The organism is Streptomyces sp. NPDC059002, from assembly GCF_042740435.1.
Lineage (GTDB): Bacteria > Actinomycetota > Actinomycetes > Streptomycetales > Streptomycetaceae > Streptomyces.
The window spans coordinates 191189-204164 of record NZ_JBHYJI010000002.1; the positions used below are offsets into that span (position 1 = coordinate 191189).

Below are 12976 nucleotides of genomic sequence, written 5' to 3' on the forward strand. Positions count from 1 at the left end.
CGCAGGGCTGAGCCGGGACCGGGCGGAGCGACTTTGGTTCGGTTGGTCTCGACTTTTGGGTGATCCCTGGACGGGGCCGGACTGCCTAGCGTCGAAGCATGGCTTCCACTGGGCGGTTCGGCCCCGTTCTTGCGTTGTTCCTACTGGCGCCGTTCGTCGGCGAGTTTCTGCTCGGCAATCTGACGGTGGCCGAGTTCGGGCTCGGGATCGTGCTCGCGCCGCTGTACGGCTGCGGCGCGCTGCTCGTGCGGGAGACCGCCCGGCGGTACGGGGGCGGCTGGCCGATGATGGCGCTGCTCGCCGCGGCGTACGCGCTGATCGAGGAAGGCCCCGTCGACCAGCTGCTGTGGAACGACTCGTACGCGGGTCAGGACCTGCTGCACGGCCCTTCGTTCCTGCCGGGTCTCGGGGTGAGCGTCGAGCTGACGCAGGCGATCCTCGCGCTGCACACGGTGTGGAGCATCCTGGTGCCGATCGCGCTCGTGGAGTGCTGTGCCAGGGGGCGCAGGACCACTCCGTGGCTGGGCCGCACCGGCTTCGCGGTGACCGGTGTGGCGTACGTGCTGGGTGCCGGGCTCGTCTTCTGGGGGAACTACGCGGAGGAGCACTTCCTCGCGTCCCCCGCCCAACTGGCCCTCGCGGGCGCCGTCATCGTCGCGCTCGTCGTCCTCCCGTTCCGCGTCAGGTCGTGGCGGCCGCGCCCGCTCGCCGGGTCCGCGCCCGCACCGTGGGTGGCGGGCGCCACGGCCCTCGTCGGGACGAGCCTGTACTGGGGGCCTTCGGTCCTTGTCACCTCCGACGCGTACGAATGGGTCGGCGTCGCGGTGTGGTGCGTGGTGGCGGTGGTCGGCGTGCGGACGGTTCTGCGCTGGTCGCGCCTGCGGGGGTGGGGTCAGCGCCATGTCTTCGCGCTCGCCGCGGGGGCGCTGCTGACCTACATGTGGACCGCGTTCCCTGAGCGGCCCGAGAGCGGCGGTTCGACGGCGGTCGACCTGGTGAGCAACGCGGTGTGCGCGGCCATCGCGCTGGCCGTCCTGCTGCGGGCCTATGCGGCGGTCACGGTCAGGGGTGACGACCGGCGTGACCACCGGCGTGACCACCACGACCTCGACGGGCCCGATGGGCTCGATGGGCTCGATGGCCCCCGCCCCATCCGGCCCGCGCGCCAAGCCAGGTGACGGGGCGGCATCTCCAGGCACACCTCCGGGCGGGTCTCCGGACATACCTCCAGGCGGGCCAAGCCGATCTGCGGAGTCCGGGCCGCGCTCCTACGGTGGCTGAATGGCCATCAGGTACCTTCCGCGCTCCTCCTCCGTACGCACCGCGGCCCTCGCGATCGGGGCCCTGGTCCTCCTGACCGCACCGGCGACGGCGGCCGAGGTGCCCGCCGAACCGGCGCCGCCGCGGCCGCTTCCCGCGTACTCCTCCGCGCTCCTCGACAAGGCCGGCACCCAGGTCCGGCCGGGGCCCGGCGCCCCCGCGCTGCCCGGGGACGTCTCCGCGCTGTCGTGGCTGGTGGCCGACGCCCGTACGGGGGAAGTCCTCGCCGCGCGGGACGCGCACCGCCCGCTGCCGCCCGCCTCCACCCTCAAGTCCCTGTTCGCCCTCACGGCGCTCCCCCGGCTCGACGCGGACGCCCGGCACGTGGTCACCGAGCACGAGCTGGACCGGGTCGGCGAGGGCAGCAGCATGGTGGGGGTGGCGCCGGGGCGCCGCTACCGGGTCGCCGATCTGTGGCGGGGCGTCTTCCTCAGCTCGGGCAACGACGCCGTGCACGTCCTCGCCGGGCTCAACGGCGGCTTGCCCAAGACCATCAAGCAGATGCGCGCCAAGGCCCGTGAACTCGGCGCGAACGACACCCACGTGGTGTCGCCCGACGGCTACGACTCGGCCGGGCAGGTCTCATCGGCGTACGACCTGGCGGTCTTCGGCAGGGCGGGGCTCGCCGACCCGGAGTTCGCCCGCTACTGCTCGACCCGCGTGGCCCAATTCCCCGCGGGCGGCTGGTCGTACCCCATCCAGAACACCAACCGCCTCCTGACGGGCGCCGACGGCGTGGCGCCCTACCCCGGCCTGCTCGGCGTGAAGAACGGCTACACCAGCCATGCGGGCTCCACCCTGATCAGCGCGGCCCGGCGCGCTGGGCGCACCCTCGTCGTGACGGTGATGAACCCGCAATCGGGCGGCGGGCAGGCCGTGTACGAGGAGGCCAGGTCGCTGCTCGACTGGGGCTTCGCCGCGGCCGGGCACGTGCGGCCCGTGGGGTCGCTCCTTCCGCCGCCGAAGTCCCCGCGCACGGCCCCCGGTCCCGCGCACGCCGCCGTACAGACCGAGCTGACCGCGGCCGACGAGGACTCCGACTGGCCTGCGGTGCTGCTGGTCGGCGCCGGGGCGCTCGCCGTGCTCGGGGGCATCGTGCTGGCCGTGCGGCGACGGGCTACGGTGGCCCGACGCCCGGACGCGGGCGGGGAGTTCGTCGAGTGAGTGGCGGCCGGGCGACGCCCCGGCGATGACAGGGAGTGCCTGGAGTGAGCGATCTGCTGGGGGTGGCCGTGCTCGGCGCGGGGCACATGGGCGCCGACCATGTGCGGCGGATCGGTACGACGGTGGGCGGGGCCCGCGTCGTGGCGGTCGCCGATCCGGACACGGCGCGGGCGGAGGCCGCTGTGGCGGGCCGCGCCGGGGTGTCCGTGCACCACGAGGCGCTCGCCGCGCTGGCCGCGCCCGGGGTGGACGCGGTCCTGGTGGCCTCGCCGGAGGCCGCGCACGAGGAGGCGCTGCTCGAAGCCTGCGCGCGCGGGCTTCCGGTGCTCTGCGAGAAGCCCCTCACCCCCGACGCCGCCTCCGCGCTCCGGGTCGTCGAGGCGGAGGCACGCCTGGGGCGCAGGCTGATCCAGGTGGGGTTCATGCGCCGGTACGACGCCGACTACCGCGCGCTGAGGTCGCTCCTCGAATCGGGGAGCCTGGGCCGCCCTCTGATGCTGCACTGCCGGCACCGCAACGTCGCCTCTCCCCCGCACTTCACCTCGGAGATGCTCATCAGCAGTTCCGTGTCGCACGAGATCGACGCGGCGCGCTGGCTGCTCGGCCAGGAGATCACCGCGGTGACCGTGCTGCGGCCGTCCCCGTCCGGCGACGCCCCGCAGGGGCTGCTCGACCCTCAGCTGGTGCTCTTCGAGACGTCCGGCGGGGCCCTGGTCGACGTGGAGGTCTTCGTCAACTGCGGCTTCGGGTACGAGGTGCGGTGCGAGGCGGTCTGCGAGCGCGGCAGCGCCCAGGTGGGGGACGACCGCGCGATGCTCGTCCGGTCGGCGGGCCACGCGCGGCAGGACGTGGACCAGGACTATGTGGTGCGGTTCGCCGACGCGTACGACCGTGAGGTGCGCGCCTGGGTCGCCGCGGCCGGGACCGGGCGGGCCACGGGGCCGAGCGCCTGGGACGGCTACGCGGCGGCCGCCGTCGCCGAGGCCGGGGTGCGCGCGCTGCGCGAGGGGACGCGCGCCACGGTGGAACTGGCCGAGCGGCCCGGACTGTACGGCTGAGGCGACACGAACTCGCGCGTCAGGGGCGCCAGTAGCCGAGGGCGTGCACGCGGTGCTTCGGCACGGACAGCTCCTTGCGGACGTACGACGCGAGGGCGCGCGTCGTCGTCGTGTCGCAGGTGATCCACACATAGGCGTCCGCCGGGTCGCCGAGCAGACCGGGGAGCGCGGCCCTCACCTCTTGGACGAGCTGCCCGCCGGAGGTGCGGCGTTCGACGGTGCGCAGCTCGTGCAGGTCCGCGTCGAGGTGCAGGTCCAGGTCGTGGTCGGAGTCGTGCTGCGTCTCGAACCAGATCGTCGCGGGGGTCTTCGGCAACGCGGCCAGCAGGGACTTGACGGCCGGGAGCGACGCCGGGTCGCCGATGACGAAGAGCCGCGAGGGCAGCGGGTCCGGCGTCTCGAAGCCGGTGCCCTGGACCGTCGCGTCGATCGTGTCACCGGGCGCCGCCTTGCGCGCCCACTCGCTGGCGGCGCCGTCGTGCAGCGCGAACTCCAGGGTGAAGGTGCCCGCCCGCGGGTCGGGGTCGACGAGGGTGTACGCGCGCTGGTGCGGTTTGCCCGCGTGGTCGAACCAGAGGCGCACCCACATCGTGGGGTGCACGCCGGTCAGGGCGAGCATGCCGCCGTCGGTGACGTGCACGCGGCGGTAGTGCTCGGTGACCTCCTCGGTCCCCGTCACGGTGAACTCGAAGTCCTTGCCGCGGAACAGCTTGAGGACCACGCCCTCCCAGCCATGCCCCACCGGACACCCCTCCCCTGAGTGCGTCCCCTGGCAATGTCCCAGGTGATTTTCTTAGGGGAGCCTAACCTAATAAAGTCGGCTCAGACACCCCCGAGCAGCCGCGAGAGCCCCAGGTCGAGATCCAGGTCCGCCACCTCGCCGCCCGCGGGCACCACGGCGTACGACCGCATCAGGAAACGCCGCAGCGCGAGCTTGTCGAACTGCACCAGCGCAAGACCCTGCGGCGCGTGGAACTCCAGGACCGTACGGGCCCTGCCGCACGGCCAGATGTGCACGTCACCGCCGCCCGCGGGGGCCGCGAGGCCGTCCTCCAGGAGCTGGCGCGCGAAGATCCAGGTGACCTCCACGCCGTCGAGCGCCGCCTGCGAGGGGAACGTCATCTGGACGGCGAGCGGGTCCGCCGCCGAGTAGCGCAGGGTCACGGGCAGGGCGCGCTCGCGGCCTTCGGGGGTGATGAGGCGGGCGCGGGCGGGCTGTTCGAGGGTGACGGCCATGATCGGGCTCCACTTCTGCGGTTCCGGTTCCGGGATCCCCGCACCGGCCGGGATCCACGTGCCCTGAAGACCCCCCGGCCAGGGGGTCCATTACGGCAACTCGCCAAGAGATCCATGTGACCTGCGCCACTCACCCCGCATAAGTCCGACATTTGTCGCCTAGAGTTTCGAACTCGTCCGAACCCCCCGCAGTGGGAACGGGAGAGTGTCCTGCCATGACCGACGTCCCTGCCGACGCCCCCTCCGGCATATCCGCCGAACCGGCCGCCGACGCGGCGGCCGCTCCGGTCGATCAGGCCGTCGCGCCCGTGCGGGTGCCCGCCACAGCGGAGTACACACGCGTCTTCGAGGAACAGCAGCCTCGTCTCGTCGCGTACGCACGCTCGCTCACCGGAAACGCCTGGGTCGCCGACGACCTCGTCGCCGAGGCGCACTTCCGGGTGTGGCGGCGGCTGTCCGCCGGGCACGAGATCGAGAACGTACCGGCGTATCTGATGACGACCGTGCGGCACCTCGCCGCCACGGTGGGGCGGGGTGCCGCGGCGCGGGAGACACCGCGCGACCCGCAGGCCCCCGAGACCGTCGGGATCACGGGCGCCACGGACTCCCCGTTCGGGGCGGGCGGCGCGGAGCAGGATCCCGCCGCACGCGTCTCCTCCGTCGACCTCCTGACGCGCGTGCTCGGCCAGCTGCCCGAGCGGTGGGTCAAGGCACTGTGGCTGGCCGAGGCCGAGGGGCAGCCCCTCGAAACGATCGGGCGGCGCATCGGCGCCGGGCGCGGCGCCACGGCGGTGCTGCTGCACCGGGCCCGCGAGGGCATGCGGCAGGCGTTCCTGCGCGCGCACCCCGGCACGCCCGAGAACCCCGCGTGCGAGACGCACTGGGACCGCATGCCCGGCCACATCCGCGGCGAGGCGTCGCCCCGGCAGTCGGAGCGGCTGCTCGCCCACCTCGACGACTGCGCGGACTGCCGCACCCGGCTCGCGCTGCTGACCCGCGCCAACAGCCGACTGCCCGCGCTGGCCGGGCCCGCCCTCCTCATCTTCGTCCTGGGCGGCTCGGGCAAGTTCCTCCTCCCGCTCGCCGCGGGCTCGGCCGCGGGTGCCGCGGCGGGCCACGGCGGTGGCGGCCTCCTCCACGGCGTACGACACGTCCTGACCGGCGGCGGCAAGCTGTCCGCCGCCGCGGCCGGTGCGGTCGGCGTAACCGTGGCCGGGGCCGCGGTCGCCGCGGGGCTCGCCCTCGCGGGATCCGAACAGCCCGCCGTGCCGCAGCAGCGGATCGCCACGGCGGAGAGCGGGGTGCCGCGGCCGTCGGCGCCGCCGTGGCAGAAGTCCCCCGAGCGGCCCGACACCGCTGAGCCCGGGCAGGTGCCCGCGCAGCCGACGCCTCCGGCCGAGAAGCCGCGGCAGCCCGCGCCTCCGGCACCGGCACCGGCCGACGACGCGGCACCCGCGCCGGAAGCCCCGGATGCCCCTGCCGCTCCCCCGGCGACGCAGGCTCCGGCGACCGCTCCCCCGGCCGAGACGCCGTCGCCCACTCCGCCGACGCCGACACCGACGCCTACAGCCACCCCTACCCCTACCCCCACGCCCACGACTCCGGCGCCGGTGGAGCCGACTCCCGTCGACCCGACACCGGTGGACCCCACGCCTGTTGAGCCGACGCCCGTGGACCCGACACCTGTAGACCCCACCCCGGTGGACCCAACTCCCGGAGACCCCACCCCCGTTGAGCCCACCCCCGTTGAGCCCACTCCAGTCGACCCCACCCCCGAACCGCCGGTCTGCGAGCCCTTGTTCGGGCCGATCTACATCTGCCACAGCTCCTAGGGGCGCACCCGCGCCGCGGCGTCCTCGGCCGCGCGCTCCAGGCGGCTGCGGTGGTTCTCCCACCACGCCGCGTCGCCGGGTGCCATGTTGTCGCCGTCGACGCGCTGGCCCACGGAGCCGTCGGCGAGTTCCCTGAGGATGTCGGCGTGCCCGGCGTGCCGGTCGGTCTCGGCGATCATGTGGACGAGGATCCGGTGCAGCGTCAGCTCCTTCCGGTCGCCGCCCGGCAGGCGGCCGACCGCGTCCAGGGGCAGCGCCTCGATCGTCGCGTCCGCGTGGGCCCATGCCGCGCGGTACCCGTCGACGATCTGCTCGCGGGTCTCGTCGGCGGTCGCCCACAGGTCCGCGTTCGGCTCGGCGTCGCCCGTGAACCAGAGGGGTGTTCCGGCGAAGGGCCGCCCGAAGACCGTGCCGAAGTACAGTGCCTCGGCACCGGTCATGTGCTTGACGAGACCCAGCAGGTTGGTGCCCGTCGGCGTCATCGGGCGACGGATGTCGTACTCCGGGAGCCCTTCGAGCTTCCAGAGCAGCACGTCGCGTGCGTCCTGCAGATAGATACGCAGGTCCGCCTTGGCGTCCGTCCCCGTCCCCGTCCCCGATCCCGTTCCTGCCCCTGATCCACTCATGGGCGCAGTCTGCCGGTCGCGCACGCTTCGCTCCACGCGTTTACGGCCGGGTGCTGCCGCCCGGCCGGCGGGCGTGACGTCCTCAACTCACCAGGTCCGGCGCGAAGTAGTCACGCAGTCGCGCGATCTTGCCGTCGCGGATGCGGAAGATCTGCACCAGGGAGACGGTCACGTCCTCCCCGTCCCCGTTCCCCTCCCCCGCCACCCCGTCGAAGACCGTGTCGATCTCGGCGATGAACACGTCAGGGCTCGCGGTGGTGTGGAGGACGTAGCCGGACTTCTCGAGGTTCGGCGCGCGTGTGCCGTCGGTGGACGCCTGGCGCTCGTAGTACGCCGCCATGGCGGCGCGGATCTGGTCGCGCCCCACCAGGCGCCGGGGGAAGGCCGCGTCGGCGGGTACGAGCGGTGCCTCGAAGATGCCGTCCTCGGTGAAGGACTCGGCGAGGGCGTCGGCGTCGTGGGACAGGGAACCTGCGTAGACGTAACTCTCGAAGATCTGCTGGGGCGTTCGGGACACGACGGCCTCCTGGGGCGCGGACGTGGCGGACCACGGCGACATGGCGGACCACAGCATCCCGGTGCCACAGCACACGATGCGTCGCGTCTGCGTTATTTTGCCAACACTTGGCCCCGATAGGGTGACACCCCGAGATGATCACCTATCGCACAAGGGGAAAGCTGTGCCCGCATCACGACTCAGTCGTACGCCGCTCCCAGGGATCGGCATACGGTACGACCTGACGACCCGTGAACAACGCCGTCTGTCCGTGGTCGCCCACCGGGACGGGGCCCGCACGCTGAGCGCCTACCGGTCCGACGACCCGGACGCGTGCGCGCTGTCCCTGCGGCTGAGTTCGGGAGAGGCGGACGCGCTGATCGACGCCCTGATGCCCTCGCACCACAGCCCGAACCTGCTGCACACCACCGACCTGGGCCTGGTCGCCGAGCGTGTGCTGCTCTCCGGCACCTCGTACTGGAACGGGCGGCTCCTCGGCGAGACCAAGATGCGCACCGAGACCGGCGTCTCGATCGTGGCCGTGCTGCGCAGGGCCGAGGCCATCCCTTCGCCGACTCCCGACTTCCGCCTGGCGGGTGGTGACACCCTGATCGTCATCGGCACCCGCGAAGGCGTGGAGACGGCGGCGACGATCCTCGGGCGGGAGTGATCGCGTGCATTCCGCTGTCTTCCTGATCGAGTTCGGTGCGATCATCCTGGCGCTCGGTCTGCTCGGCCGGTTCGCGGGGCGCTTCCAGTTCTCCCCCATACCGCTGTATCTGCTGGCCGGGCTCGCGTTCGGCGAGGGCGGGCTCCTTCCGCTCGGCGCGAGCGAGGAGTTCGTCGCCATCGGCGCCGAGATCGGCGTCATCCTGCTGCTGTTGATGCTCGGCCTCGAATACACGGCCAACGACCTCGTCAGCAATCTCAAGACGCAGTACCCGGCCGGTCTGGTCGACTGCGCCTTCAACGCCCTGCCCGGCGCGATCGCCGCGCTGCTCATGGGCTGGGGTCCGGTCGCCGCCGTCGTCCTCGCGGGCGTCACCTGGATCTCGTCGTCGGGCGTCATCGCCAAGGTCCTCAACGACCTCGGGCGGGTCGGCAATCGCGAGACGCCGGTCATCCTCAGCATCCTCGTACTCGAAGACCTGGCGATGGCGATCTATCTGCCGATCATCACCGCGCTCCTCGCCGGTGTCGGTTGGGCCGCGGGCAGCCTCACGCTCGCCATCGCGCTCGGCGCCGCGGGCCTCGTCCTCTTTCTCGCGGTGCGCTACGGACGGCTCATCTCCCGGTTCGTCTCCAGTGACGACCCCGAGAAGCTGCTCCTGGTGGTACTTGGTCTGACCATCCTCGTCGCGGGCATCGCCCAGCAGCTCCAGGTGTCCGCCGCCGTCGGCGCGTTCCTGGTCGGCATCGCGCTGTCCGGTGAGGTCGCCGAGGGCGCGCACTCGCTGCTCGCACCGCTGCGGGACCTGTTCGCCGCGGTGTTCTTCGTCTTCTTCGGGCTGCACACCGATCCGGCGAGCATTCCGCCCGTGCTGCTGCCCGCGCTCGCGCTGGCCGTCGTCACGGCGCTCACGAAGATCGCCAGCGGATACTGGGCGGCCCGCCGTGCGCAGGTGTCCGTCAAGGGCCGGTGGCGGGCGGGCGGCGCGCTGGTGGCGCGCGGCGAGTTCTCCATCGTCATCGCGGGGCTCGCGGTCGCCGCCGGCATCGAGCCGTCGCTCGGACCGCTGGCCACCGCGTACGTCCTGATCCTGGTGATCGTCGGCCCGCTCACCGCCCGCTACACGGAGCCGATCGCGGTCTTCGTCGGCGGCCGCCTCGCGAAGCGGCGCGGGCCCGCCGTCGCCGGTGTCGCCGCCGAAGCCGCCGAAGCCGCCGAAGCCGCCGCCGCGCCGGTGCCCGGGCCCCGAGAGGCCCTCGAATCCCTCGACGGGCAGGACGCGGGCGACCGCTCGTAGGTCACGTCGGTCCACGGGGAACCTGCCCCGAGGCCCCGCGCCGGGCGGTGCAGCTCGGTACACACCGGGCAACCGCGGGACTCGCCGCCCGGCGCCGCCCGCCCTGCTGGCACGATGCTCCCCATGACCTCAGGGCCCGCGTTCCGCCTCGCACGAGCCGCCGTGTTCGCGGCCGTGTGCGTGGTGACGACGGCCCTGGGGCACGCGCTCATGTCCGGTGCCCCGCTGCCCTGGTGGGCGGTCGGATACGCGTTCACGGCCACGGCCGCCGCCGCGTGGTGGCTGACCGGGCGCGAGCGCGGGGCGGTCACGGTCACCTCCGCCACGGTCGTGGCGCAGCTGGCCCTGCACGAACTGTTCGGCCTCGCACAGCGGATGAGCGCGCCGCCCGGTGCGGGCGCCGGGTCCGTGCACGGTGGCGGGGGCGCAGCGGGCGGCGACGGCATGGACCACATGAACCATGCGATGCCCATGCCCGGCTCCGGGGAGATGACGCCGTCGTCCGGCATGGGCGGATCGGGCGCGGGCGAATGGATCATGTCGCTCTTCGGCCACAGCGCCCTCGGCATGCTCCTCGCCCACGTCGTCGCCGCCCTGATCTGCGCCCTGTGGCTGTGGCGCGGCGAGGCCGCCGCGTTCCGTACGGGACGGGCGCTCGCCGCGGCCGTCTTCGTGCCGCTGCGCCTCGTTCTGCGGGTCCTCGTCGCGGCCCTGCCCCCGGCCCCGCCGCGCGTCGGCGCGCTCGTGCCCGTGCCACGGCTGCGCGGGGTCCTCCTTCAGTACGTCGTCTCGCGCAGAGGTCCACCGGTCCTTCCGGTCAGTTCCTGATACCGCCCGCACCCCTGGTGTGCCGGGCGGATTTTCGGCGTCCGCGCACACCGGGGCAGCAGTCCTCGCAGGTGTGGCAGCGCCGCCTCCGAACTCCCTTCACCGAAGGACCTTTTGCGATGACTCCTGCCCTTTTGCGCACCCCGCCCAGCGGGGACCTGGCCCGTGACGACCTGATCACCCGGTGGGCGCTTGCGGCCCGCGACGGCGACGCCGAGGCGTTCGAACGGTTCGTGCTCGCCACCCGGCGCGACGTCTGGCGCTTCGTGGCCCACCTCAGCGGCGACCTGCACGGCGCGGACGACCTGACCCAGGAGACGTATCTGCGGGCCCTGACCTCGCTGCCCGGCTACGCGGCGCGTTCCTGCGCCCGCACCTGGCTGCTCGCCATCGCGCGCCGCACGGTCGCCGACCGCTTCCGGCGCGCTGCGGCCCGGCCGCGGATCGCCGACACCGGTGACTGGCAGGCGGCCGCCGAGCGTGCGCAGCCGCGCGGGCTTCCCGGGTTCGAGGAGGGCGTGGCCCTGCTCGACCTGCTCGCCGCGCTCGACGCGCCGCGCCGCGAGGCGTTCGTGCTGACCCAGCTCGCCGGGCTGCCGTACGCCGACGCGGCAGCCGCCGTCGGCTGCCCGGTGGGCACCGTGCGCTCCCGCGTGGCGCGCGCCAGAGAGCGGGTGAGCGCACTGCTGCTCGCCGCCGACGAGGCCGCCTAAGCGCTCCGCGGGAAGTACGGTCCACATCTGCGGGTGCGTCGTGGCTGGTCGCGCAGTTCCCCGCGCCCCTTCGGGGCGCACCCGAACCCCGCACCGGACTTCCACAAGGCCGCCTAGCAGGCCGCCGCGCACTGCTCGGAGGCCCCGGTCGCGGCCTCCGAGCAGTGCGCTTAGCGTGGTGCGGGGGTGTTTGGAGGTCACCATGGACCGCTCGTCCATACCCGCGTCGGAGCCCGTACGTGAGGGCGGAGCATCGGATTCCGTGCCGTACATGGGAGGCGGTCGCCACGAGCACCGGTGGCTGATCCTCGCGGTGATCGGCATCGCCCAGCTCATGGTGGTGCTCGACGCGACGATCGTGAACATCGCACTCCCCTCGGCCCAGAAGGACCTCGGATTCACCGACGGCAACCGCCAGTGGATCGTCACCGCGTACGCGCTGGCCTTCGGCAGTCTGCTGCTGCTCGGCGGGCGCATTGCGGACCTGGTGGGGCGCAAGATCGTGTTCCTGGCCGGGCTCGCCGGGTTCGCGCTCGCGTCCGCGCTCGGCGGCGCGGCGACCAGCTTCTCCATGCTGGTGGCGGCCCGCGCGCTGCAGGGCGTGTTCGGCGCGCTGCTCGCGCCCGCCGCGCTCTCGCTGCTCACGACGACGTTCACGGATCCGCGGGAGCGGGCCAAGGCCTTCGGCATCTACGGCGCCATCGCGGGGGCGGGCGGCGCGGTGGGCCTGCTGCTCGGCGGCGTGCTCACCGAGTATCTGGACTGGCGCTGGTGCCTGTACGTGAACCTCGCCTTCGCCGTCGTCGCGATGGTCGGCGGCGCCCGCCTGCTGCACGCGGGCGCGCCCCCGGACCGGCCCAAGCTCGACGTGCCCGGCACGCTGCTGGTCTCCGCGGGGCTGTTCTGCATCGTCTACGGCTTCTCGAACGCCGAGACCCATGAGTGGGGCGACGCCCAGACCTGGGGCTTCCTGGTCGTGGGAGCCGTGCTGCTGGTCGCGTTCGCGTGGTGGCAGACGCGGGCGACGCATCCGCTGCTGCCGCTGCGGGTGGTGCTCGACCGGGACCGCGGGGCCTCGTTCCTCGCCATGTTCATCTCGGGTGCCGGTATGTTCGGCGTCTTCCTGTTCCTGACGTACTACCTCCAGCAGATTCTCGAGTACACGCCGGTCAAGACCGGTCTCGCCTTCCTGCCGATGGTCGCGGTGATGGTCGTGGCCTCGGTGGTGACCACCAACAACCTGCTGCCGAAGATGGGGGCCAAGCCGATCGTGCCGCTGGGCATGGGGCTCTCGGCGGCGGGCATGGCCTGGCTGACCGCGCTCGACGTGACCAGCAGCTATGCCGCGCACGTGCTGCCGCCCCTGCTGGTCGCAGGTCTCGGCCTCGGGCTGATCTTCGCCCCGGCGATGAGCATGGCCACGGCAGGGGTCGCCGCGCACGACGCCGGTGTGGCCTCCGCGATGGTCAACACCAGCCAGCAGGTGGGCGGTTCGATCGGTACGGCGCTGCTCAACACGCTCGCCACCACCGCCGCCTCCAACTACCTGGTCGGCAAGCGGCCGACGCCCGAGGTGCAGGCGCAGGCCGCGATGCAGTCGTACTCGACGGCGTACTGGTGGTCGGCCCTCTTCTTCGCGATCGGCCTCGTCGTTACGGTCGTCCTGTACCGCAGAGGGGCGCCGGTCCCGACGGACGCGGGCGGCGGCGCGGTGCACATGTAGGGCGGGGGTGACT

General features: G+C 73.1%; 13 protein-coding genes. 9 read left to right on the forward strand and 4 right to left on the reverse strand.

The window, feature by feature from the left end:
- Window positions 1-98: 98 nt before the first annotated feature.
- The 3 genes from ACFWZ2_RS02825 (at window position 99) to ACFWZ2_RS02835 (ending at window position 3542) form a co-directional block, all read left to right on the forward strand.
- On the forward strand, window positions 99-1178 hold the full coding sequence (locus ACFWZ2_RS02825; protein ID WP_384540808.1) for a DUF998 domain-containing protein: 1080 nt from the start codon (window positions 99-101) through the stop codon (window positions 1176-1178).
- 103 nt (window positions 1179-1281) lie between these two features.
- Window positions 1282-2484, forward strand: coding sequence for a D-alanyl-D-alanine carboxypeptidase family protein (locus ACFWZ2_RS02830; protein ID WP_384540811.1), 1203 nt, complete (start codon window positions 1282-1284; stop codon window positions 2482-2484).
- A 44-nt stretch (window positions 2485-2528) separates the two neighbouring features.
- Window positions 2529-3542 carry a Gfo/Idh/MocA family protein gene (locus ACFWZ2_RS02835; RefSeq protein ID WP_384540813.1) on the forward strand — a complete coding sequence of 338 codons (1014 nt, stop codon included), beginning with the start codon at window positions 2529-2531 and terminating at the stop codon, window positions 3540-3542.
- Window positions 3543-3561: 19 nt separating this feature from the next.
- On the opposite strand, the gene ACFWZ2_RS02840 is transcribed toward ACFWZ2_RS02835, so the two are convergent.
- Window positions 3562-4284 (reverse strand): siderophore-interacting protein, encoded by a 723-nt coding sequence (locus ACFWZ2_RS02840; protein ID WP_384540815.1) that lies wholly within the window; start codon window positions 4282-4284, stop codon window positions 3562-3564.
- A gap of 80 nt (window positions 4285-4364) precedes the next feature.
- Window positions 4365-4778 carry an SsgA family sporulation/cell division regulator gene (locus ACFWZ2_RS02845; protein ID WP_384540818.1) on the reverse strand — a complete coding sequence of 138 codons (414 nt, stop codon included), beginning with the start codon at window positions 4776-4778 and terminating at the stop codon, window positions 4365-4367.
- A gap of 215 nt (window positions 4779-4993) precedes the next feature.
- Here ACFWZ2_RS02845 and ACFWZ2_RS02850 point away from each other — a divergent pair, with 215 nt between their 5' ends.
- Window positions 4994-6610: a sigma factor gene (locus ACFWZ2_RS02850; RefSeq protein WP_384540820.1), complete on the forward strand. Its 1617-nt coding sequence runs from the start codon at window positions 4994-4996 to the stop codon at window positions 6608-6610.
- Here the strand turns inward: ACFWZ2_RS02850 and ACFWZ2_RS02855 are convergent.
- Window positions 6607-7236, reverse strand: coding sequence for a DinB family protein (locus tag ACFWZ2_RS02855; protein WP_384540822.1), 630 nt, complete (start codon window positions 7234-7236; stop codon window positions 6607-6609). The two genes, ACFWZ2_RS02850 and ACFWZ2_RS02855, sit on opposite strands and share 4 nt — an antisense overlap.
- Window positions 7237-7318: 82 nt before the next feature.
- Window positions 7319-7753 carry a nuclear transport factor 2 family protein gene (locus ACFWZ2_RS02860; RefSeq protein WP_384540824.1) on the reverse strand — a complete coding sequence of 145 codons (435 nt, stop codon included), beginning with the start codon at window positions 7751-7753 and terminating at the stop codon, window positions 7319-7321.
- A 163-nt stretch (window positions 7754-7916) separates the two neighbouring features.
- Here ACFWZ2_RS02860 and ACFWZ2_RS02865 point away from each other — a divergent pair, with 163 nt between their 5' ends.
- From ACFWZ2_RS02865 to ACFWZ2_RS02885, 5 genes are all read left to right on the forward strand, one after another.
- Complete coding sequence (locus ACFWZ2_RS02865) at window positions 7917-8402, forward strand: cation:proton antiporter regulatory subunit (protein WP_384540826.1); 486 nt, start codon at window positions 7917-7919, stop codon at window positions 8400-8402.
- Window positions 8403-8406: 4 nt separating this feature from the next.
- The gene (locus ACFWZ2_RS02870; protein WP_384540829.1) at window positions 8407-9699 is read left to right on the forward strand and encodes a cation:proton antiporter; all 1293 of its coding nucleotides are present in this window, start codon (window positions 8407-8409) and stop codon (window positions 9697-9699) included.
- A 123-nt stretch (window positions 9700-9822) separates the two neighbouring features.
- Window positions 9823-10527, forward strand: coding sequence for a hypothetical protein (locus ACFWZ2_RS02875; RefSeq protein WP_384540832.1), 705 nt, complete (start codon window positions 9823-9825; stop codon window positions 10525-10527).
- 119 nt (window positions 10528-10646) lie between these two features.
- Window positions 10647-11240, forward strand: coding sequence for a sigma-70 family RNA polymerase sigma factor (locus ACFWZ2_RS02880; RefSeq protein ID WP_384540834.1), 594 nt, complete (start codon window positions 10647-10649; stop codon window positions 11238-11240).
- A 202-nt stretch (window positions 11241-11442) separates the two neighbouring features.
- Window positions 11443-12963 (forward strand): MFS transporter, encoded by a 1521-nt coding sequence (locus ACFWZ2_RS02885; protein WP_384540836.1) that lies wholly within the window; start codon window positions 11443-11445, stop codon window positions 12961-12963.
- Window positions 12964-12976: the final 13 nt, after the last annotated feature.

Coding starts and splice junctions, on each gene's coding strand:
- ACFWZ2_RS02825 (WP_384540808.1), top strand. CDS start 99: ATGGCTTCCACTGGGCGGTTCGGCCCCGTTCTTGCGTTGTTCCTACTG.
- ACFWZ2_RS02830 (WP_384540811.1), top strand. CDS start 1,282: ATGGCCATCAGGTACCTTCCGCGCTCCTCCTCCGTACGCACCGCGGCC.
- ACFWZ2_RS02845 (WP_384540818.1), bottom strand. CDS start 4,778: ATGGCCGTCACCCTCGAACAGCCCGCCCGCGCCCGCCTCATCACCCCC.
- ACFWZ2_RS02850 (WP_384540820.1), top strand. CDS start 4,994: ATGACCGACGTCCCTGCCGACGCCCCCTCCGGCATATCCGCCGAACCG.
- ACFWZ2_RS02855 (WP_384540822.1), bottom strand. CDS start 7,236: ATGAGTGGATCAGGGGCAGGAACGGGATCGGGGACGGGGACGGGGACG.
- ACFWZ2_RS02875 (WP_384540832.1), top strand. CDS start 9,823: ATGACCTCAGGGCCCGCGTTCCGCCTCGCACGAGCCGCCGTGTTCGCG.
- ACFWZ2_RS02880 (WP_384540834.1), top strand. CDS start 10,647: ATGACTCCTGCCCTTTTGCGCACCCCGCCCAGCGGGGACCTGGCCCGT.
- ACFWZ2_RS02885 (WP_384540836.1), top strand. CDS start 11,443: ATGGACCGCTCGTCCATACCCGCGTCGGAGCCCGTACGTGAGGGCGGA.